This window comes from Pseudomonas sp. THAF187a (assembly GCF_009363395.1).
GTDB classification, from domain to species: Bacteria; Pseudomonadota; Gammaproteobacteria; order Pseudomonadales; family Pseudomonadaceae; genus Aquipseudomonas; species Aquipseudomonas khazarica.
On sequence record NZ_CP045349.1, the window covers coordinates 180476 to 200025 of the forward strand.

Here is a 19550-nt window from a genome sequence, read left to right on the forward strand (position 1 = left end):
CTTCTCGCATGAATGACTTGGCAAACGAATCCGTGAATCGCTCTCAGAATCCGCTGGGGATCGACTTCAATACCCCCGCCCTGCAACGCAAGCGTCGCCTGCGTGCCCTCAAGGACCGCATGGCGCGCTGGTACGTCTCCGTCGGCGGCCTGGCGGTGCTGGGTGCGATCACCCTGATCTTCTTCTACCTGGCGCACGTGGTACTGCCCATGTTCCAGGGCGCCGAACTGGATGCGCGCAAGGTTCAGCAGCCGGCCTGGCTGGCCGACGCACCGGCGCCGCTGATGCTGGCCGTCGAGGAGCAGAACCAGGTGGCCATGCGCCTGGACGCCAGCGGTGCGGTGCAGTTCTTCGAGCTGAAGAACGGCGAAGCGCTGCAGCGCGTGCAGCTGCCGCTGCCGGAAGGCGTCAGCGTCGCCTCGGTCGCGCAGGACCAGCCGGGCAGCCGCCGCGTGGCGCTGGGCCTGAGCAATGGCCAGGCGCTGGTCATCCAGCACAACTACAAGATCACCTACCCGGACAACGTGCGCACCATCGCGCCGCGCATCGACTATCCGTACGGCGAGACGCCGATCGAGGTCGATCCGCAGGGCCGCCCGCTCGAGCACGTGGCGCTGAACCTCAACAGCGGCACGCTGATGCTGGCAGGCTCTACCGGTAGCGAGCTGCACCTGATCAGCCTCGGTCGCGAGGAAAACCTGTTCACTGGCGAAGTGAGCGTCAGCGAAGAGCGCATCGCCCTGCCGCAGATCGGTGAGCCGATCAGCCAGCTGATCCTCGATCCTCGTCAGCTGTGGCTGTACGTCCTCAATGGCGACTCCAACGCCGATGTCTTCGACCTGCGCAAGCGCAGCCTGAATGGCCGCTACCAGCTGCTCAAGGACGCCTCCAACCGTGTCACCAGCGCCACCAGCCTGCTGGGCGGCATCTCCATCATGATCGGCGACGCCAAGGGCGGCATCCAGCAGTGGTTCATGGTGCGTGACAAGGACGGCAAATCCACCTTCCAGTCGATCCGCAGCTTCCAGCTGGGCAGCAGCGCGGTCACCCAGATTCTTCCCGAAGAGCGCCGCAAGGGCTTCATGGCGCTCGACGAGAGCGGCCTGCTCGGTATCTTCCACAGCACCGCGCACCGTACCCTGCTCAAGGAACAGGTCGCCGACGGCAAGGCCGCTGCTGCCCTGTCGCCGCGCGCCACCCGCGTGCTGGTCGAGTCCGACGGCAAGCTGCAGCGTTTCGTGGTCGACAACCCGCACCCGGAGATTTCCTGGAGCTCGCTGTGGGGCAAGGTCTGGTACGAGAGCTACCCGGAGCCTGACTACGTCTGGCAGTCGACTTCCGCCAACACCGACTTCGAAGCCAAGCTGAGCCTCTCGCCGCTGGCCTTCGGCACGCTCAAGGCAGCCTTCTACGCCATGCTGCTGGCGGCACCGCTGGCGGTCGCCGCGGCGATCTACACCGCCTATTTCATGGCGCCGCGCATGCGCACCAAGGTCAAGCCGGTGATCGAGCTGATGGAGGCGCTGCCGACGGTGATCCTCGGCTTTTTCGCCGGCCTGTTCCTCGCACCGTTCCTGGAGAATCACTTGCCCGGCATATTCAGCCTGCTGTTGCTGACGCCGCTGGGCATCCTGCTGTTCGGCTTCATCTGGAGCAAGCTGCCGGAGGCGGTGCGTCACCGCGTTCCCGATGGCTGGGAAGCCGCGCTGCTGATCCCCGTGGTGATCGCCGTGGGCTGGTTCTCCATCGCGATCAGCGGTCACCTGGAAAACTGGCTGTTTGGCGGCAACATGCGCCTGTGGCTGTCCAATGACCTGGGCATTCCCTTCGACCAGCGCAACGCCCTGGTGGTCGGCCTGGCGATGGGCTTCGCGGTGATCCCGAACATCTACTCGATCGCCGAAGACGCCGTGTTCAGCGTGCCCAAGAGCCTGACCTTCGGTTCGCTGGCGCTGGGTGCGACGCCCTGGCAGACCCTGACTCGCGTGGTCATCCTTACCGCCAGCCCCGGTATCTTCTCGGCGCTGATGATCGGCATGGGCCGCGCCGTGGGGGAAACCATGATCGTGCTGATGGCCACCGGCAACACGCCGATCATGGACGTGAACATCTTCGAGGGCATGCGCACCCTGGCGGCCAACGTCGCGGTCGAGATGCCCGAGTCGGAGGTTGGCGGCACCCATTACCGCGTGCTGTTCCTGGCCGCACTGGTGCTGCTGATGTTCACCTTCGTGATGAACACCCTGGCCGAACTGATTCGTCAGCGTCTGCGTACCAAGTATTCGTCGCTGTAAAGAATGGCCTGCGCAGCAGGCCAACTGATGACCCTCGCCCATTGATGGGAGAGGGTGCCCGAAGGGCGGGAGGGGGCCGTGCGAACAACGCCGCGACCCGCTCCCCCGGCCCCTGTCCCGCCAGCGGGAGAGGGGCGGTAAAGAATGATTTCATTCAAGGTGTGATGCCGTGAAACAGAACAACCTGAAATCCTGGTACAAGAGCGGCGCCCCCGGCGTGTGGATGAGCGGCGGCGCGGTCGCCATCGCCATCATCATGACCCTCGGCCTGCTGGCGGTGATCGCCACGCGCGGCCTGGGGCACTTCTGGCCGGCGGATATCATCGAGGCCGACTATCAGGTGCCTGGCCAGGAATCCCGGGTCATGCTCGGCGAAGTGGTGCAGGCCGAGGAAGTCCCGCGTGCCCGTCTCGCCGCGGCCGGCCTGCCGGTCGCCGAAGAGGGCGGCGAGTTCATGACCCGTGAGCTGCTCAAGGTGGGTAACCGCGAGCTGTTCGGCGCGGACTTCACCTGGGTCGTCGGCGAATGGCTGAGCAACCTGCGCAAGCCGGCGGACATCACCGTGCTGGAGCGCCGCGAGTGGGGCAACTTCTACGGCAACCTGGTCAACGTCAAGGAAAGTGGTCAGCTGGTCGCCGAGGGCGATGCCGCCTGGGCCGAGCTGCAGCAGCGCCTGGAGCGGGTCGACGAGCTGCACGCCCAGCTGGTGCGCCTGGAGAAGAGCGACATCGGCCGCATCAACCATGGCCTGGAGCGCATTCGCCTGGAAGGGCGCAAGCTGCAGCTGCAGGACAAGCTGGACGCTGCCGCCCAGGCCGACATGGACGCTCGCCGCGATGCCCTGAATGCCGAGTACAAGGTGCTCGAAGAGCGCATGGTGGCGCTGACCCAGCAGATCAACCGCGACAGCGTGACCCTGACCGCCAGCGACGGCCGCCAGACCGAGATCGCCCTGGGCAAGATCGTCCGCGCCTTCCGCCCGAATGCCATGAGCAGCGTCGACAAGCTCGGCTTCTACGCCATGAAGGTGTGGGAGTTCATCAGCGACGAGCCGCGTGAGGCCAACACCGAGGGCGGCATCTTCCCGGCGATCTTCGGCACCGTGCTGATGGTCATGCTGATGGCGGTGATCGTCACCCCGTTCGGTGTGATCGCGGCGGTCTACCTGCGTGAGTATGCCCACCAGGGCCCGCTGACCCGGGTGATCCGCATCGCCGTGAACAACCTGGCTGGCGTGCCCTCGATCGTCTACGGCGTGTTCGGCCTGGGCTTCTTCGTCTACGTGCTGGGTGGTTCCATCGACCAGCTGTTCTTCCCCGAGGCGGCGCCGGCGCCGACCTTCGGTACGCCGGGCCTGATGTGGGCCTCGCTGACCCTGGCGATTCTCACCCTGCCGGTGGTCATCGTCGCCACCGAGGAAGGCCTGGCGCGTATTCCGCGTGCGGTGCGCGAAGGGTCGCTGGCGCTCGGTGCGACCAAGGCCGAGACCCTGTGGAAAGTAGTGATTCCGATGGCCAGCCCGGCGATGATGACCGGCCTGATTCTCGCCGTGGCCCGTGCCGCCGGCGAGGTGGCACCGCTGATGCTGGTGGGCGTGGTCAAGCTGGCACCGAGCCTGCCGCTCAACGCCAACTACCCTTATCTGCACCTGGATCAGAAGATCATGCACCTGGGCTTCCACATCTACGACGTCGGCTTCCAGAGCCCCAACGTAGAAGCGGCCCGCCCGCTGGTCTATGCAACCGCGTTGCTGCTGGTGATCGTCATCGCCCTGCTCAACCTGACCGCGGTCTATATCCGTAACCACCTGCGCGAGAAGTACAAGGCGCTGGATCATTAAATTCGAGCCGCAAGCCCCGAGCCGCAAGCTTCAACGAGAAGCGCGGCGACCGGCTTGCAGCTTGTAGCGTGCAGCTTGCAGCTGCGAACGGAGTGAGCCCATATGCAACACGAAGCCCATACCCACGGTATCGACCTGGCCGCCCTCGGCCGCGACAAGCAGAGCCTGAGCCTGGCCGACGAGACCACGGCCATCGAAGTGCCGGGCCTGAACCTGTTCTACGGTCAGAAGCAGGCGCTGTTCGACGTCAGGATGGACATCCCCAAGCAGCGCGTGACCGCCTTCATCGGCCCGAGCGGCTGTGGCAAGTCGACCCTGCTGCGCACCTTCAACCGCATGAACGACCTGGTCGATGGTTGCCGCGTCGATGGCGAGATCAACATCGACGGCCGCAACATCTACCGCAAGGGCGAGGATGTCGCCGAGCTGCGTCGCCGCGTCGGCATGGTGTTCCAGAAGCCCAACCCCTTCCCCAAGAGCATCTACGAGAACGTGGTGTATGGCCTGCGCATCCAGGGCATCAACAGCAAGCGCGTGCTCGACGAAGCGGTGGAATGGGCGCTGAAGAGCGCGGCACTGTGGGACGAGGTCAAGGATCGTCTGCACGATTCGGCACTGGGCCTGTCCGGCGGTCAGCAGCAGCGTCTGGTGATCGCCCGCACCGTGGCGGTACAGCCGGAAGTGCTGCTGCTCGACGAGCCCTGCTCGGCACTCGACCCGATCTCCACGCTGAAGGTCGAAGAGCTGATCTACGAACTCAAGAGCAAGTACACCATCGTCATCGTCACCCACAACATGCAGCAGGCGGCGCGCGTCTCCGACTACACCGCGTTCATGTACATGGGCAAGCTGATCGAGTTCGGTGATACCGACACGCTGTTCACCAACCCGGCCAAGAAGCAGACCGAAGACTACATCACCGGTCGTTACGGTTGAGGACAGCGGCACGCTACAAGCCGCAAGCTGCCAGTCAGCTTGCGGTAACCAGACACTTCACCGATCGGCTTGCAGCTTGAAGCTTTCGCGGAGCGAACTTGATGAACAAAGACAACATTACCCAGCACATCTCCCAGCAGTTCAACGCCGAGCTGGAAGAAGTGCGCAGCCACCTGCTGGCCATGGGCGGCCTGGTGGAGAAGCAGGTCAACGATGCCGTCACCGCCCTGATCGAGGCCGACTCCGGCCTGGCTCAGCAGGTGCGCGAGATCGATGACCAGATCAACCAGATGGAGCGCAACATCGACGAGGAATGCGTGCGCATCCTCGCCCGTCGTCAGCCGGCGGCCTCCGACCTGCGCCTGATCATCAGCATCTCCAAGTCGGTGATCGACCTCGAGCGCATCGGCGACGAGTCGACCAAGATCGCCAAGCGTGCCATCCAGCTGTGCGAGGAAGGCGAGGCGCCGCGTGGTTACGTCGAGGTTCGCCACATCGGCGATCAGGTGCGCAGGATGGTCCAGGAGGCGCTGGACGCCTTCGCCCGTTTCGACGCCGACCTGGCCCTGTCCGTGGCGCAGTACGACAAGACCGTCGACCGCGAGTACAAGACGGCGCTGCGCGAGCTGGTCACCTACATGATGGAAGACCCGCGTTCGATCACCCGCGTGCTCAGCGTGATCTGGGCGCTGCGCTCGCTGGAACGCATCGGCGATCATGCACGCAACATCGCCGAACTGGTGATCTACCTCGTGCGTGGTACCGATGTGCGGCATATCGGCCTGACCCGCATGCGCGAGGAAGTCGAAGGCAAATCCGCGGACTGATGCCTGCGTCGAGCCAGCGGCCCGGGACTTCCCGGGCCGTTGCGTTTGCGCGATTTGTCGTTTACCCGACGTTTCCGTTGGCCTTAGGCCACTGGCCATGACTATGCTTATTGCCATTCGTACAGGAGAGGCCGATGAGCAAAGTCAGTGTGCTGGTGGTGGACGACGCGACCTTTATCCGTGATCTGGTCAAGAAAGGGCTGCGTGATCACTTCCCCGGCGTACAGATCGAGGAAGCGGTCAACGGTCGCAAGGCCCAGCAGCTGTTGGGCCGGCAGGCGGTCGACCTGATCCTCTGCGATTGGGAAATGCCGGAGATGTCCGGCCTGGAGCTGCTGACCTGGTGCCGTGAGCAGGACGACCTGAAAACCACGCCGTTCATCATGGTCACCAGCCGTGGTGACAAGGAAAACGTGGTGCAGGCCATCCAGGCCGGTGTTTCCGACTACATCGGCAAGCCGTTCTCCAACGAGCAACTGGTCACCAAGGTGAAGAAGGCCCTGAGCCGCGCCGGCAAGCTGCAGGCGCTCACCGCCAGCGCTGCGCCCAAGATGCTGAGCGGCGGTGGCTTCGCCAACGATTCGCTGGCCGCACTCACCGGTGGCAAGGCCGAGGTGGTCAAGCCCAGTGCGCCGACTCCGGCCGCGCCAGCCCCGGCGGCGGCCTTCGCCAAACCGGCCCCCGCGGCCGCGAGCAAGGCGCCGGCCGGGCGTGGCCAGGGCCAGTTGCGCCTGCCATCCGGCAGCATGGCCTGCGTGATCAAGGCGCTGAGCCTGAAGGAGGCGCTGCTGGTGGTGCGGCGCGCCGATGTCCTGCCGCAGGTACTGGAAAGCGCGGTGCTCGATCTGGAGCAGGGCGAGGCAGCGGAAACCGCCCGCCTCAACGGCTACCTGCATGCCGTGGCGGCGTTCGAGCCCAAGCCCGACAGCGAATGGCTGCAACTGACCTTCCGTTTCGTCGACCGCGACCCGCAGAAGCTCGACTACCTGTCGCGGCTGATCGCACGCGGTACCGCGCAGAAGCATTTCTCTCCGGGCGCCTGATCCGCACGGCGCCGGAGCGACCGGCGGCGGTGAGCCGGTTCACAGCCTGACGGTTGCTTCCTCGCGCATGCCCTCCCGCGCTGCTAGTCTTTTCAATCCGGATAGCAAAAAGCCATAAGATCCGAATCGTTATGCTAGGGCGTTTGATCATCTTCTGCAGTCTGCTGGTTCTCTGTGGCCAGGCCGCTGCTCTGACCGTTTACAAGTACGTCGACGCAAACGGCGTGGTGACCTACAGCGATCAGGCGGCGCCTGGTGCCCAGGTGTTCGTGTTCAACGACCGCATGGTCGAGCGCCTGGACAACCAGGTGAAGCTGGAGACCAAGAAGCACGAAGCCGGCGAGACGCTGCTGATTCGCAACGACCTGTATGCGCCGGTGGAGATCGAGCTCAGGCTGGAGCAGGTGAAGAACGCCATCGGCGCACCGAGCAAGCCGATTCGCTGGGTGCTGCCGCCGCGCAGCAAGATCCGTCTCGCCACCCTGACGCCGCAGGATGCCGGCAAGCCGCTGCGCTACAAGCCGAAGCTGCGCTACGCCCTCGGCGACCCGCGTCTGCAACCGAGCATCCATCGTTATCCACTGCCCTGGCGGGGTGGTCCGTTCCGTCAGACCCAGGGCGCCAACGGCACCTACAGCCACTTCACGGCCAAGGGGCGCTACGCGGTGGATATCGCCATGCCCGAGGGCACGCCCATCGTCGCGGCCCGTGGTGGGGTGGTGGTGAAGACCGAGAACCAGCAGACCGGACGCGGCAACAACCCTGCCGGCAACTTCGTGCGCATCCTGCATGACGACGGCACCATGGGGGTCTACCTGCACCTGATGCGTGGCTCGGTCAGCGTGCGCGAGGGGCAGCGGGTGGAGACCGGCAGCCTGCTGGCGCGCTCCGGCAATACCGGCAACAGCACCGGCCCGCACCTGCACTTCGTGGTCCAGCGCAACGTCGGCCTGGCCGTCGAATCCATTCCGTTCAACTTCCGCCAGCCGGTCAACAGCCTGCCCAATTTCGCCGTTGGCGGCGAGTAAGCGGCAGGTTCAGGCGGGCGGTCGCGGCTGAAGCCCCTCCCACGCATCAACGCAGTCCTCTCTCGCTCCTCAGTCCCGGTTTCGTCGGCGCATTCATCCGCGATTGTCCCGCTCGCGGCTGGAGTGCCTCCCTCTGCGCTGTCCTGCGCGTCCCTGCGTCTGGCTGGCTTGCCCGGCCGCAGTGCACTGCATTCACCGCGTTTTCCTTAAGCCGGGCCGCTGCCGCGTCGCCTGTGTAGGGGGCATGTCCGCCTTTTGCGCAGGCGAGCGGAAGCCGGCCTTCCGCCTGTCGCTCGCTGCCTCGCGAGCGGAAAGGATCTTTCACCTGGCGGTTGGCTCAAGTCCTTGAATATCAACGACTTGGCTGGTTGGCACCGCTATTGCTATCTCTCAGGAAAACGGGTGTCCGACTATGGCTATCGATTCAGATTACGTACAGAGCATGGCGACCCAACTGGCCCAATACGAGATTCAGGGGCAGTTGGCCAAGGCCAACCGCAACCAGGAAGCCTACAAGGCGCAGCTCAATGCCCTGAGCTCCCTGGACACTGCGCTGAAGAGCTTCAAGAGCGCTGCCAGCGGCCTGAAGCTCGCCGGCAGCAGCATGCTGGTCAACAGCGCCAGCTACAGCCAGGAGGGCTATGCCACTGCCACGGTCGGCAGCAAGGCGGTCGCGGGCAGCTATGACTTCTTCGTCCAGCAGCTGGCCAGCAAGAGCCAGCTCGCCCTGCAGGGCCTGCAGGACGGCGACCTGGGCAGCGGCAGCCTGAGTATCGGCCAGGGCAGCGACACGTTCAGCGTCGACCTGGGCGCGGTGACGACGCTCGACGAACTGGCCGCTGCGATCAACGGCGCGGCTGACAACAGCGGGGTCAAGGCCACGCTGGTGCGCAGCAACGGCCAGGTCAACCTGGTGCTGACCAGCGAGACGACCGGTGCCGACCAGGCCATCAGCCTGACCGCCAGCGGCAACACGGCATTCGAGAATGCCGTGGCCGCGCGTCAGGAGCTGTCCGTGGCCAAGGACGCCATCGTCCGCCTCGGCGGCGAGGCCGGTATCGAGCTGACCAGTAGCAGCAACACCTTCGCCAACATCATCGACGGCGTCAGCCTGACGTTCAGCAAGGCTCACCAGACGGGCGACACCCCGCTGACCATCGAGATCGCCCAGGACCAGAGCGCCACCAAGGAGAAGGCGCAGACGTTCGTCAGTGCCTTCAATGCCCTGATGAGCAGCTTCGACTCGCTGACCGCCAGCGGTGGCGAGAGCGGCAGCCGTGGGCCCCTGGCCGGTGACGCCAGCGTGCGCGCCATCGAAGGCATGCTCAACCAGCTGGTGCGCACGTCCTTCGGTGGGGTGAGCCTGACCGAGTTCGGCATCGTCGCCGACCGCGGCGGCAAGCTGACCATCGACAGTGCGCGTTTCGAGAAGGCCGTGGCGGCCAACCCGGAAGGCTTCGAGAAGCTGTTCACCGACAAGGGCAACCTGCTCGACACCCTGGACAAGAACCTGGCGGTCTACACCAGCAGCGCCGGCGGCCTGCTGACCAACCGCAAGGACACCCTCAACACCCAGCTGCGTCGTGTCGATCAGCAGTTCGACAACATCCAGAAGCAGTACGACTCCTACTACGCCCGCTATCTCCGTCAGTACACCGGTCTGATGCAGACCATGGCGGCGATGGAACAGACCTACGGAATGTTCTGATGAGTGCCTACAACCTCAACGAAAGTTACGACAGCTACCGCACCGTGGACCTCGAGGCCCGCGCCGCCGCCGCCTCGCCCTACGAGCTGGTGCTGGTGCTGTTCGACGGCCTGCTCGACGAGCTGGCCCGTGCCCGTGGCCATATCGAGGCCAAGCGTTACCAGCAGAAGGGCCAGTCTCTGGAGAAGTGCCTGAACATCCTCGGCGGCCTCAACAGCGCGCTCGATTACGAGAACGGTGGCGAGCTGGTGCAGGGCCTGGCGCGGCTCTACGACTACTGCATCTACCGGCTCTCCGACGTCAGCGTCAGCCTGTCGCTGGAAGGGCTGGACGAGGTGGTGGGGCTGCTCGGTGTGCTGCGTGAAGGCTGGGAAGGCGTGAATGCAGCGCGCAAGTGAACTGCGCGCCCTGCAGCAGCTGCATGGCCAGCTGGCCGAGGCGCTGGAGCAGGGCGACTGGGCGCGCATCGGCGAGGTCGATGCGCTGATCCGCGCCTGCCTGCAACTGCTGGCCGGGTTGCCGTCGCTCAGTGACGAGACGCGTGCGGCCAAGCAGCGTCTGCAACAGCTGCACGGCCAGGCGCGAGTCGCCTGCGCCGAGGAATGCGAGCGCGTGCGGCGCCTGCTGCTGACGCATCTGGAATACGCCGAAGGGCGTAGCGCCTACCTGCGCGTCGATCTGTATCAAGAGGGGAGATAGAAGGTGCTGCAACTGATCAACGCGAATGCGCGAGTCGACCTCGGCGGCGCCGCAGCGGAGCCTTCGCTGAACGGCTTTGCCCAGGCGCAGAGTGCGTCCGGCGAACAGCCGGCCTTCGATCTGCAGATGGCGCTGCATGCCTTCGCCGCAAGCGAGACCGTGGCGCCGCCAGCCAGCGCGCCGGCGCCGGCGCCGATCGCGCTCGGTCTCGGCGAGGCCGATGCCGAGCAGTGGCTGGCCAGCGTGCTCGGGCAGCAGGCGGTCCGGGTGGAGGCGCGCGAGACGACGGAAACTGCGCAGCACGCCCCGGCGCGCCCGGACGAACAGGAGCAGGACCCGCAGCTGGCCGCCTTGCCGGTCGATCCCGCGCGGGTGCCGCGTGAACCCCTGCCGAGCGAGCCCGAGCGCGCTGCGGCCCCGGTCGCGGCCCGGCCGGTGCCTGCCGCCGTGCCTGCCCAGACCATGACAGCGCCCATGCCGCCAATGGCGCTGGACGCTGCGCTGCAGAATGCTGCGTCACTCGCCACCAACGACAGCCTCGAGGCCAGTCTTGCCGAGCGTCTGCCTGGCACCGGCAGCGCCGACGACAAGGCGACCGCGACGGCCACTGCGCCAGCTTCCCTGCCCGCGAACCTGGCACCGACCACGGAGCGCCACCTCAAGCTGCATGCGCCGCAGGCGCAGTGGGGCGAGCAGATGCTCGGCAGCCTGCGCGAGCATGTCGATCTGCAGATCAACCAGCGCATCCAGAACGCCACCATCCGTCTCGACCCACCGGAGCTGGGCAGCCTGGAAATCTTCCTCAGTCACGAATCCGGCCGGCTCAGCGTGCAGCTTTCCGCGGCCAACGCCGATGTCGCCCGCCTGCTGCAGCAGACCAGCGAGCGCCTGCGCCAGGAACTGGTCGGGCAGCACTTCGTGCAGGTCGACGTGCAGGTCTCCGCCGATGCCCAGGGCGGACGTCAGCAAGGCCAGCCGCGCCAGGCCTGGCTGGCCGAGGAGCCGGTGCAGGCGGCGAGCAGCACCACGGCCGACAGCGGCCCGCGCAACCCGGACTCGACCAGCGACGTGCTGGTCACCGTTTAACCCTTCGCACCTGAATCGAGAACCCCATGACAATGCCGCGCATCATCCTCCTGCTGCTCATCTTCAACACGCTGGTGGTGGTCGGCGGGACCGTCTTCAACTACGCCACGCTGCGCTCGCTGCAGTCCGGGCAGCCGCTGCCGGGGCTTTCCAGCGCGGGCGCCGGCGAGGAGCAGCAGACCAGCGAGTATCGCTTCTTCCCCATCGAGAAAGTCATCGTCAGCCTGCAGGGCGAGAACCGCGAACACTACTTCGTGCTCGACCTGGTGCTGCAGGCCGACCTCGAGACCGACCCGAAGAAGCTCGAGCAGATCGACCCCATGGTGCGCAACTCGGTGGTCGCCCACCTGTCGGCGATGACCTTCGAGAGCCTGCGCGCCATGCCCATCCCCGAATTGCAGGGCAAGCTGGAAAGCGCGCTGTTCGACGACTTCGCCAGCAAGAAGCTGGCGATGCCGTTCGCCAACGTGCTGGTCAGCAAGCTGATCGTCCAGTAGAGAGCAGGGCCTGCCCATGAACGCCAACTGCGCCATCGACTACCGCTACGCCGCCGACCAGGGCGGTGCCGCGCTGTTCGCCCCCGGGGCCGAGCAGAAATGGCTGATGCAGTACCTGCCGCTGGTCAAGCGCATCGTCAGCCAGCTGGCGTTGCAGGCCAATCAGGTACTCGATCGCGAGGACATGGAGCAGATCGGCCTGATGGGGCTGCTCGAATGCCTGCGCCGCTACGGCACGCCGGACGAGCAGTTCGGCCGCTTCGCCGCGCTGCGCGTGCGTGGCGCGATCCTCGACGAGCTGCGTCGCCAGGACTGGCGGCCGCGCCAGGTACGCCAGCAGACCCACAAGATCCGCGATGCCATTCGCCAACTGGCGCGCCAGCTGGGTCGTGTGCCGCAGGAGGAGGAGATCCTCCGGGCCATCGGGATCAGCGCCAAGGACTACCAGGAATTCCTCCAGGCCGACGCCTGCGAGGCCATCGAGAGCCTCGACGAGCTGCTGCAGAACGGCCACGAAGGGTTCACCTGTGGCAGCAGTGCGGTCGAGGACAGGGTGCTCAAGGAGCGCCTGCTGACCCAGGCGCTGAGCCAGCTCAGCGAGCGCGAGCGGCTGGTGCTGACCCTTTACTACCAACATGAGCTGAGCCTCAAGGAAATCGCCCTGGTGCTGGAGCTGAGCGACGCGCGCGTCTGCCAGCTGAGCAAGCAGGCGATCGCCAAGGCCAGCCGCTACCTGAACGAGAGAGGCTAGGGTGCAGAAGTTACTAGGTGCATTGATCATCGTCGGCTGCGTGCTGGGCGGGTACGTCATGGCCCACGGCGAGCTGGCCATGCTCTGGCAGCCGGCCGAGGTGGTGATCATCGTCGGCGCCGGTCTCGGCGCACTGGTGGTGGGCAACCCCAAGGAAGTGCTGGTGGAGATGTGCCACCAGATCAAGGGCGTGTTCGTCTACAAGCGGCGCGGCGAGGAGTTCCAGCGGCAACTGCTGATGCTGCTGTACGAGCTGCTGGAGATGGTCGAGGTCGGTGGTCTCAAGGTACTCGACGCGCACATCGAGGAGCCCGAGCAGAGCGAGCTGTTCGCCAAGTACCCGCTGATCCGTCAGGAGAAGAACCTGATGGCCTTCATCGCCGACAACTTCCGCCTGATGGCCATGGGCAAGATCAGCGCTCATGAGCTGGAAGGCTTCCTCGAACAGGAGCTGGAGGCCATGGAGCACATCCTGCTGCAGCCGTCGCGTTCGCTGCACAAGATCGGCGAGGCGATGCCGGGCTTCGGCATCCTCGCGGCGATCATGGGGATCATCATCACCATGGGCAACATCGGCGGTTCGGTGGCCGAGATCGGCGCCCACGTCGCTGCCGCGCTGGTCGGGACCTTCCTCGGCATCTTCATGTGCTACTGCGTGATGGAGCCGCTGTCCAACGCCATGAGCCAGCGCATCAAGACCGAGCTGTCGGCACTCGAGTGCGTGCGCACCACGCTGGTCGCCCACGTCGCCGGCAAGCCCACGCTGCTGGCCGTGGATGCCGGGCGCAAGCTGATCGAGCAGGACGTCAAGCCGGCCTTCAAGCAGCTGGAGACCTGGGTCAACCGCTACGAGGATGAAAGGGACGCGGCATGAAGAAGCGTGGCGGCGAAGAACACGAGATCATCATCAAACGGCGTGGCAAGAAAGGCGGCCACGACGAGCACGGTGGTGCCTGGAAGGTCGCCTTCGCCGACTTCACCATGGCCATGATGGCGCTGTTCATGGTGCTGTGGATCATCCAGCCGCAGACCCAGGACCAGAGCCGGGCCAATGCGGACATGCTGAACAACCCGCTGGTCGATGGCGGCGCCGGCATCTTCGACGGCACCAGTACCACGCCGCTGGACCTCGACGGTATCCCGGTGCAGGTCAGCCCGCGCCAGGACCGCCTCAACCAGGCGCGTACGCCCCAGGAGGACCCGGGGGCCGAGCAGGGTGATGGCCAGCCTGGCGCGGCGCGCAGGCCGCACTACGCCGAGCCGCTGCAGATGCAGGAGCTGGCGCAACTGATGGAGGCGCTGGCGCTGCAACTGGATGCCGAGGCCAACATCGAGGTGCAGGTGGTGCCCCAGGGCCTGCGCATTCTGATCAAGGACGATGCGCAGCGCTTCATGTTCGCCCGTGGCAGCGCGCGCCTGGACCCGCATTTCGAGACCCTGCTCAAGCGCCTGGCCGGCATCCTGGCCAAGGTCGACAACCATCTGATCGTCAGCGGCCACACCGATGCCACGCCCTACCGGGGCATCGTCGGCGGCTACAACAACTGGAACCTGTCGGGTGATCGTGCCCTGCGCGCGCGCAACGTGCTGGTCGAGGCCGGCCTGCCGACCCGCGCGGTGCTGCAGGTGACGGCGCAGGCCGATGGCATGCCGCTGCTGCCCGATGACCCGGAGAACGGCGCCAACCGGCGCATCGAGCTGCTGTTGCTGACCAGCCAGGCCGAGGGCCTGTACCGCGAGCTGTTCGGCGACACGCAGGTGCGTGTGGAATACCGCGCCGAGGGTGCGCGGCTGAGCACGCCGGAGTCGTGAGTGCGGCGCTACAGGTGGCGCGCCGGGCAGTAGAACTGGCGGGTTTCCAGGGCGTAGAGGCAGCCGTCGAGGCGGGTCAGGCGGATGGTCGAGCCCTTGTGCCGACCGTAGAGCAGGTTGAACACCAGCTCGTCGTCGACCTCGCTGGCCAGGCCGGTGACCTGGCCATCCTCGACGCGCAGGCGGTAGTTGCCGAGGAAGCCGTAGTCGACCGTCCCCGAGGTCTCCAGGATGCTGTCGCCCTGGCGGGTCATGGCGTAGAAACGCCCATTGTTGACCTGCAGGCTGTGGCTGATGTCGAGCACCTTGCCGTTGCTCAGCTGGACCTGGCCGCTGGACTGGTAGCGGCCGTCGAGCTCCGCGCTGGAGCTGAAGCTGAGCCACAGCGCGAGCATGCCCAGGAGCATCGCCAGGGCCGTGGCGAACATGCTCAGCAGCCACACGCCGCTGATGCCGAGTTGCCTGCAGCGGCTCATGGCAGGCATCTGCTCAGTTGGGCATCGGCCACCTGACCCAGCTGGCTTTCATGCAGCATCAGCGAGCGTGCGCCGCTCCCCGGTTGCAGGCAGAGCAGCTCGTAGAAGCCACCACTCAGGCGCAGCACCAGCTCGGACTGCGCGCTGGCCAGTGCCGTGAGGCGGCTGGTCAGGCCATGGGTGTGCAGGATGAGTTGCTGCAGGCGCTGCGGGTTCTGGTCGATGTAACGCACGTTGAGGGGCCCCTGGGTCATCTCGCTGCTGTACAGGTCGTCTGGCTGGCTGATCCGGTACAGCGTCAGGAACAGCGCGATGCCGATGATGCTGAACAGGCTGAGCAGGATCAGCCAGGAAGCGCGTTGACGACTGTGGCGCCGCAGGAAGGCGGGTGGCGCGGCTGGCACGTCGGGCGCCTCGCCGGACGGGTCGGCGGCATCGCTGGCTGACGGCACGACCAGGTGATTGGGGTTGAGCAGGTAGCCGCGGCGCGGCAGGGTCTGGATGATCTCGCGGCTTTTCTCGTCGCCCAGCACCTGGCGCAGGGTATAGATCTGCTGGTTCAGGCTGCCCTGGCCCACTACCCGGTCGGCCCAGGCATGGTTCATCAGCTCCTCGCGCGAGACGACCTCGCCCGGCTTCTGCAGCAGGCGCTCGAGCAGGCGGCTACCGGAGTAGCCGAGGTCGATCTTCTCTTCGATACCGCTCTTGGCCAGCGTCAGCTGATACAGCGCCGGATAGAAGTGCGCGTAGCAGTCACTGCGCCCGGTCCTGATGACCTGGCAGGCGATGGTGCTTCCCGGCTCGGTGGGCGGCGTGTCGGGGCTGGAGTTCATGCGGTCCTTAGAGCGAGCGACATTTCCGGCTGGAAACGTCCGGGCGACGGATGGTCAGCATTCTGGCGTCAGGGAAATGCAGTGGCAAGTCTTGTGCCAGTCACGAGCTGACCGAGCGGCCTCGCACAGGCCGTGCTCAGTTCTATGCTAGCTGCTTCGTGGGCGAAGTCGATGCAGTCGGCAGGTGGCGTGACGGTCATTTCAGCATCCCGTCGTTTGATGACGGTTGCACGCTGGCGATGCGCGTTGCCGGGGCTCAGGCCGTAACGAGAAACGCCCCGTGAGTACGGGGCGTTGGAGGGGGTGGCGCCATCCGTTGCGCCTGGATGACGCGGGATCAGCCCAGCAGGGACATGACCATGCCCGGCATCTGGCCGGCTTGCTTGAGCATGGAGATGCCCGACTGCAGGAGCATGGAGTTCTTGCTCATGCTGGCGCTTTCCTTGGCGAAGTCGGCATCCATGATGCGACCCTTGGCCATGTCGGTGTTGTCCTTCATGTTGCCGAGGTTGTTGGCGGTGTGGTTCAGGCGGTTGATGTTGGCGCCGAACTGGGCACGCAGTGCACCGATCTCGTCCAGAGCGGTCTCGGCCAGGGTGATCGCGCCGTTGGCGCCGGCCTGGGTCTCGAGCTTCTGGTCGGCGGCCGGAGCAGCGGCGAACTGGGTGTTCAGCGCGCCCAGGGCGGCGGTCAGGGTGCCGACGTCGGCGCTGACGTCCAGGGCCAGGGTTTCGGTGGCGCTGGCGCCGATCTGGAAGCTCATGCCGCCAGCGGTGCCGAACTTGCCGCCGGTACCGGCGATGTCGAACAGGGCCTCACCCGCGTACTTGGTGTTGGTCATGATGTTGGCCAGCTCTTTGCCCAGTTCGTTGAACTCGGCCGAGAGGGCCAGACGGTCGTCTGCGCTGTTGGTGTCGTTCGCCGCCTGGGTGGAGAGGTCTTTCATGCGCTGCACGATGTCGGTCATTTCGCTGAAGGCGCCTTCGGCGGTCTGCAGCAGCGAAACGGCGTCGCTGGTGTTGCGGATGGCCACGTCCATACCACGCGATTGAGCGTTCAGACGGGTAGCGATCTGCAGGCCGGCGGCGTCGTCGGCAGCGGAGTTGATGCGGAAACCGGTGCCCAGACGCTGCTGGTTGGTGCCCAGGGCGTTGTTGGTCTTGGACAGGTTGGTCTGAGTGATCAGCGAGGAGTAGTTGGTATGAATCGACAGAGCCATGATGAGATTCCTTCAGTTGAGTGAAGCTGGCTGTGATTGCCTGCTGTAAGTGAAGGGCGACCGGCTTTTGACGCTGCTTAAATGGCGTTGACGATTTTTCTGCGGGACGGCCGGCGAAGGCTCTGGCGCGGGCTCCACGCCAGGAGGCTGCTGGGCCGCGAGGTGGCTGTGTCGCGTTTGCGGGGCCTGCTGGCGGCGCCTGGCAGGGTGAAATGAAAACGGCGACCCGAGGGTCGCCGTTCGTTGAAATGACACGTGATCAGCCGATCTCGATCATCTCGAAGTCCATCTTGCCGACGCCGCAGTCAGGGCACAGCCAGTCTTCCGGCACGTCTTCCCAGCGGGTGCCGGGCGCGATGCCGTCGTCCGGCCAGCCCTGGCTCTCGTCGTAAATCAGTCCACAGACCACGCATTGCCACTTCTTCATATCGACCTCGGGTGAATCTCACGGTTTTGCGCGAGGCACGCTACCGCAATTGAACGGACGCGCCAAGCGGACAGGCAGTAATCGCCGCCTGCCAGAGGCCAACCAAAGTCGGGTCGTGCCCGGCACGACCCGCGCATGGACTAGCGGCTTGCCAGCAGCGGATCGCTGATACCCATGACGTACATGGTGACCAGCGCGATGCAGCCCGCAGCAGCGAGGTAGTAGAGCGTCGGTAGGATGGTCTTGCGCAGGGTGATGCCTTCGCGTCCCAGCAGGCCGACCGTCGCCGAGGCCGCTACCACGTTGTGGATGGCGATCATGTTGCCCGCCGCAGCGCCCACCGATTGCAGCGCCACCATCATCGCCCCGGACACGCCCAGCAGCTCGGCAGCGTTGAACTGGAACTGCGACAGCATCAGGTTGGACACGGTGTTGGAGCCGGCGATGAACGCGCCCAGGGCACCCACGGCCGGGGCGAAGAACGGATAGACGCCGCCCACGCTGTCGGCCACCAGACGCGCCATGGCCACCGGCATGGAGACCAGGTCGGCGCCATTGACCCCGGAGTTGATCAGGATACGCACCATGGGGATGGTGAAGATCAGCACGAAGCCGGCACCGAGCAGGGTCTTGCTCGACTCGCCGACGGCCGCCTTCAGCTCGGAGAAGCGCATGCGGTGCAGGAAGAAGGTGACCAGCACCACCATGCACAGGATGCCCCCCGGCAGGTACAGCGGCTCGATGGTGCCGGACACGCCGGTCTCACCGAGGATGTCCTTCCAGCCGAAGCTCAGGCTCATCAGCGCGGCCTTGAGTTCGGGGAAGATCCGCGACAGCACCAGGAACACCGCAAGCAGCAGGTACGGCGCCCAGGCCATGGGCACGGAGATCGGCGCCTTGCCGGCCACCTCGTCGAGTTTCATCTCGATCTTGCCCATCCACTCGGCCGGCCAGTCCTTGGCGTCGGCGAAGTCCCAGGTCTCCTTCGGCAGGAGGAAGCCGGCACGGGCTGCCGGTACCACGATGGACAGGCCGACCAGGGCGCCGATCATCGACGGGAATTCCGGGCCGAGGAACACGCCGGCCGCCATGTACGGCAGGGAGAAGCACAGCGCGGTGAAGACGGCGAACGGCGCGATGGCCAGGCCTTCCTTCCAGCTGCGGTTCTTGCCGAAGAAGCGGGTCATGATCATCACCATGATCAGCGGCATCAGCAGGCCGATCACGCCGTGGGTGATGGCCACCCGCGAATAGATCAGGTGGAAGAAGGTCTCCCAGGTGCTGCCGGTGGCCGCCAGCTGTTCGGTGATGCCGGTCCTGTCCAGGCCGGCGCCGACGCCCACCAGGATCGGCGTGCCCACCGCGCCGAAGGACACCGGCGTGGATTGCACCATCATGCCCAGCACCACGGCTGCCAGCGCCGGGAAGCCGAGGGCGACCAGCAGCGGTGCAGCGACGGCGGCCGGGGTGCCGAAGCCGGAGGCCCCTTCGATGAAGCAGCCGAACAGCCAGGCGACGATCAGCGCCTGTACCCGCCGGTCAGGGCTGATGTTGGAGAAGCCACGGCGAATCGCCGCGATACCGCCGGAGTGCTTGAGCGTGTTCAGCAGCAGGATCGCGCCGAAGATGATCCACAGGATCGAGGCGGTGAGGATCAGCCCCTGCAGGCTGGAGGCGATGACCCGGTTGAGGGACATGTCCCAGGCCAGCAGGCCGATCAGGGCGGTCAGGACGAACACCAGCGGCATCGCGTACTTGGCTGGCCAGCGGAAGCCGATCAGCAGCACACCCGCCAGCACCAGCGGCACGAAGGCCAGGATGGACAGCAGCGTTTGACTCATGTGTTGGTTCCTTCTTTTTCTTGTGAACCACGGTTTTCCGGAGATATCCGGCGCCACGCATCTGGAGTGGCCGGGCGCCACGGCACCGACCATTCCGCGAGCAGCGACGCCGGGGATCACCCACCGTCGCGCTCATGCTCGAAAGCCCCGACGGTCGGAAACCGTCAGGGCCTGTTACAGCGCCGTGGCGTTCATCCACGGCGCTCAATCATTTTTCAGAAGGGGCTGGGCGG

Annotated in this window: 19 protein-coding genes; 14 read left to right on the top strand and 5 right to left on the bottom strand. The window is 65.7% G+C overall.

Going from position 1 to position 19550, the window contains the following annotated elements:
• Positions 1-8: 8 nt before the first annotated feature.
• The 14 genes from FIV02_RS00845 to FIV02_RS00910 all read left to right on the top strand — a co-directional run bounded on the left by FIV02_RS00845 (position 9) and on the right by FIV02_RS00910 (position 14521).
• On the top strand, positions 9-2294 hold the full coding sequence (locus FIV02_RS00845; RefSeq protein WP_047589622.1) for an ABC transporter permease subunit: 2286 nt from the start codon (positions 9-11) through the stop codon (positions 2292-2294).
• Positions 2295-2517: 223 nt separating this feature from the next.
• Entirely contained in the window at positions 2518-4134 is a 1617-nt protein-coding gene (gene pstA / locus FIV02_RS00850; protein WP_167494374.1) for a phosphate ABC transporter permease PstA, read from the top strand.
• A gap of 102 nt (positions 4135-4236) precedes the next feature.
• A complete protein-coding gene (pstB, locus tag FIV02_RS00855) occupies positions 4237-5070 on the top strand; it encodes a phosphate ABC transporter ATP-binding protein PstB (RefSeq protein WP_037053897.1) in 834 nt (277 codons plus the stop codon).
• Positions 5071-5168: 98 nt separating this feature from the next.
• Complete coding sequence (gene phoU, locus FIV02_RS00860; protein WP_037053894.1) at positions 5169-5897, top strand: phosphate signaling complex protein PhoU; 729 nt, start codon at positions 5169-5171, stop codon at positions 5895-5897.
• A gap of 134 nt (positions 5898-6031) precedes the next feature.
• Positions 6032-6940 (top strand): response regulator, encoded by a 909-nt coding sequence (locus tag FIV02_RS00865; protein ID WP_037053891.1) that lies wholly within the window; start codon positions 6032-6034, stop codon positions 6938-6940.
• 131 nt (positions 6941-7071) lie between these two features.
• Positions 7072-7968: a peptidoglycan DD-metalloendopeptidase family protein gene (locus tag FIV02_RS00870; protein ID WP_152487542.1), complete on the top strand. Its 897-nt coding sequence runs from the start codon at positions 7072-7074 to the stop codon at positions 7966-7968.
• 412 nt (positions 7969-8380) lie between these two features.
• A complete protein-coding gene (gene fliD, locus FIV02_RS00875; RefSeq protein ID WP_150607482.1) occupies positions 8381-9676 on the top strand; it encodes a flagellar filament capping protein FliD in 1296 nt (431 codons plus the stop codon).
• Positions 9676-10074 carry a flagellar export chaperone FliS gene (gene fliS, locus FIV02_RS00880; RefSeq protein ID WP_011920495.1) on the top strand — a complete coding sequence of 133 codons (399 nt, stop codon included), beginning with the start codon at positions 9676-9678 and terminating at the stop codon, positions 10072-10074. Before fliD ends, fliS begins: the two co-directional genes overlap by 1 nt.
• Positions 10058-10375, top strand: a complete 318-nt coding sequence (locus FIV02_RS00885) for a hypothetical protein (RefSeq protein WP_047586045.1) — start codon at positions 10058-10060, stop codon at positions 10373-10375. Before fliS ends, FIV02_RS00885 begins: the two co-directional genes overlap by 17 nt.
• Before the next feature lie 3 nt (positions 10376-10378).
• Positions 10379-11461, top strand: coding sequence for a flagellar hook-length control protein FliK (locus FIV02_RS00890; RefSeq protein ID WP_152487543.1), 1083 nt, complete (start codon positions 10379-10381; stop codon positions 11459-11461).
• A gap of 26 nt (positions 11462-11487) precedes the next feature.
• Complete coding sequence (locus FIV02_RS00895; protein ID WP_152487544.1) at positions 11488-11958, top strand: flagellar basal body-associated FliL family protein; 471 nt, start codon at positions 11488-11490, stop codon at positions 11956-11958.
• A 16-nt stretch (positions 11959-11974) separates the two neighbouring features.
• On the top strand, positions 11975-12709 hold the full coding sequence (locus tag FIV02_RS00900) for a FliA/WhiG family RNA polymerase sigma factor (RefSeq protein WP_152487545.1): 735 nt from the start codon (positions 11975-11977) through the stop codon (positions 12707-12709).
• 1 nt (position 12710) lies between these two features.
• The gene (gene motA / locus FIV02_RS00905; RefSeq protein WP_037053869.1) at positions 12711-13583 is read left to right on the top strand and encodes a flagellar motor stator protein MotA; all 873 of its coding nucleotides are present in this window, start codon (positions 12711-12713) and stop codon (positions 13581-13583) included.
• Entirely contained in the window at positions 13580-14521 is a 942-nt protein-coding gene (locus FIV02_RS00910; protein WP_037053866.1) for a flagellar motor protein MotB, read from the top strand. Before motA ends, FIV02_RS00910 begins: the two co-directional genes overlap by 4 nt.
• Before the next feature lie 8 nt (positions 14522-14529).
• On the opposite strand, the gene FIV02_RS00915 is transcribed toward FIV02_RS00910, so the two are convergent.
• The 5 genes from FIV02_RS00915 to FIV02_RS00935 all read right to left on the bottom strand — a co-directional run bounded on the left by FIV02_RS00915 (position 14530) and on the right by FIV02_RS00935 (position 19317).
• Positions 14530-14997, bottom strand: coding sequence for a hypothetical protein (locus FIV02_RS00915; protein ID WP_037053864.1), 468 nt, complete (start codon positions 14995-14997; stop codon positions 14530-14532).
• A complete protein-coding gene (locus FIV02_RS00920; protein WP_152487546.1) occupies positions 14994-15830 on the bottom strand; it encodes a winged helix-turn-helix domain-containing protein in 837 nt (278 codons plus the stop codon). Before FIV02_RS00920 ends, FIV02_RS00915 begins: the two co-directional genes overlap by 4 nt.
• Positions 15831-16167: 337 nt before the next feature.
• Entirely contained in the window at positions 16168-17049 is an 882-nt protein-coding gene (gene lafA / locus FIV02_RS00925) for a lateral flagellin LafA (RefSeq protein WP_037053859.1), read from the bottom strand.
• 259 nt (positions 17050-17308) lie between these two features.
• Positions 17309-17476, bottom strand: a complete 168-nt coding sequence (locus FIV02_RS00930; RefSeq protein WP_003242223.1) for a rubredoxin — start codon at positions 17474-17476, stop codon at positions 17309-17311.
• A 140-nt stretch (positions 17477-17616) separates the two neighbouring features.
• Entirely contained in the window at positions 17617-19317 is a 1701-nt protein-coding gene (locus FIV02_RS00935; protein ID WP_037053858.1) for an L-lactate permease, read from the bottom strand.
• Between the last annotated feature and the right edge of the window lie 233 nt (positions 19318-19550).

What these genes read in the sequence shown, in the direction of transcription:
- FIV02_RS00915 (WP_037053864.1), bottom strand. Translation starts at nt 14,997, where the DNA reads ATGAGCCGCTGCAGGCAACTCGGCATCAGCGGCGTGTGGCTGCTGAGC.
- FIV02_RS00930 (WP_003242223.1), bottom strand. Translation starts at nt 17,476, where the DNA reads ATGAAGAAGTGGCAATGCGTGGTCTGTGGACTGATTTACGACGAGAGC.
- fliS (WP_011920495.1), top strand. Translation starts at nt 9,676, where the DNA reads ATGAGTGCCTACAACCTCAACGAAAGTTACGACAGCTACCGCACCGTG.
- FIV02_RS00845 (WP_047589622.1), top strand. Translation starts at nt 9, where the DNA reads ATGAATGACTTGGCAAACGAATCCGTGAATCGCTCTCAGAATCCGCTG.
- FIV02_RS00920 (WP_152487546.1), bottom strand. Translation starts at nt 15,830, where the DNA reads ATGAACTCCAGCCCCGACACGCCGCCCACCGAGCCGGGAAGCACCATC.
- pstB (WP_037053897.1), top strand. Translation starts at nt 4,237, where the DNA reads ATGCAACACGAAGCCCATACCCACGGTATCGACCTGGCCGCCCTCGGC.
- FIV02_RS00870 (WP_152487542.1), top strand. Translation starts at nt 7,072, where the DNA reads ATGCTAGGGCGTTTGATCATCTTCTGCAGTCTGCTGGTTCTCTGTGGC.
- FIV02_RS00865 (WP_037053891.1), top strand. Translation starts at nt 6,032, where the DNA reads ATGAGCAAAGTCAGTGTGCTGGTGGTGGACGACGCGACCTTTATCCGT.
- FIV02_RS00900 (WP_152487545.1), top strand. Translation starts at nt 11,975, where the DNA reads ATGAACGCCAACTGCGCCATCGACTACCGCTACGCCGCCGACCAGGGC.
- FIV02_RS00935 (WP_037053858.1), bottom strand. Translation starts at nt 19,317, where the DNA reads ATGAGTCAAACGCTGCTGTCCATCCTGGCCTTCGTGCCGCTGGTGCTG.
- FIV02_RS00895 (WP_152487544.1), top strand. Translation starts at nt 11,488, where the DNA reads ATGACAATGCCGCGCATCATCCTCCTGCTGCTCATCTTCAACACGCTG.
- FIV02_RS00910 (WP_037053866.1), top strand. Translation starts at nt 13,580, where the DNA reads ATGAAGAAGCGTGGCGGCGAAGAACACGAGATCATCATCAAACGGCGT.
- pstA (WP_167494374.1), top strand. Translation starts at nt 2,518, where the DNA reads ATGAGCGGCGGCGCGGTCGCCATCGCCATCATCATGACCCTCGGCCTG.
- fliD (WP_150607482.1), top strand. Translation starts at nt 8,381, where the DNA reads ATGGCTATCGATTCAGATTACGTACAGAGCATGGCGACCCAACTGGCC.
- lafA (WP_037053859.1), bottom strand. Translation starts at nt 17,049, where the DNA reads ATGGCTCTGTCGATTCATACCAACTACTCCTCGCTGATCACTCAGACC.
- FIV02_RS00885 (WP_047586045.1), top strand. Translation starts at nt 10,058, where the DNA reads ATGCAGCGCGCAAGTGAACTGCGCGCCCTGCAGCAGCTGCATGGCCAG.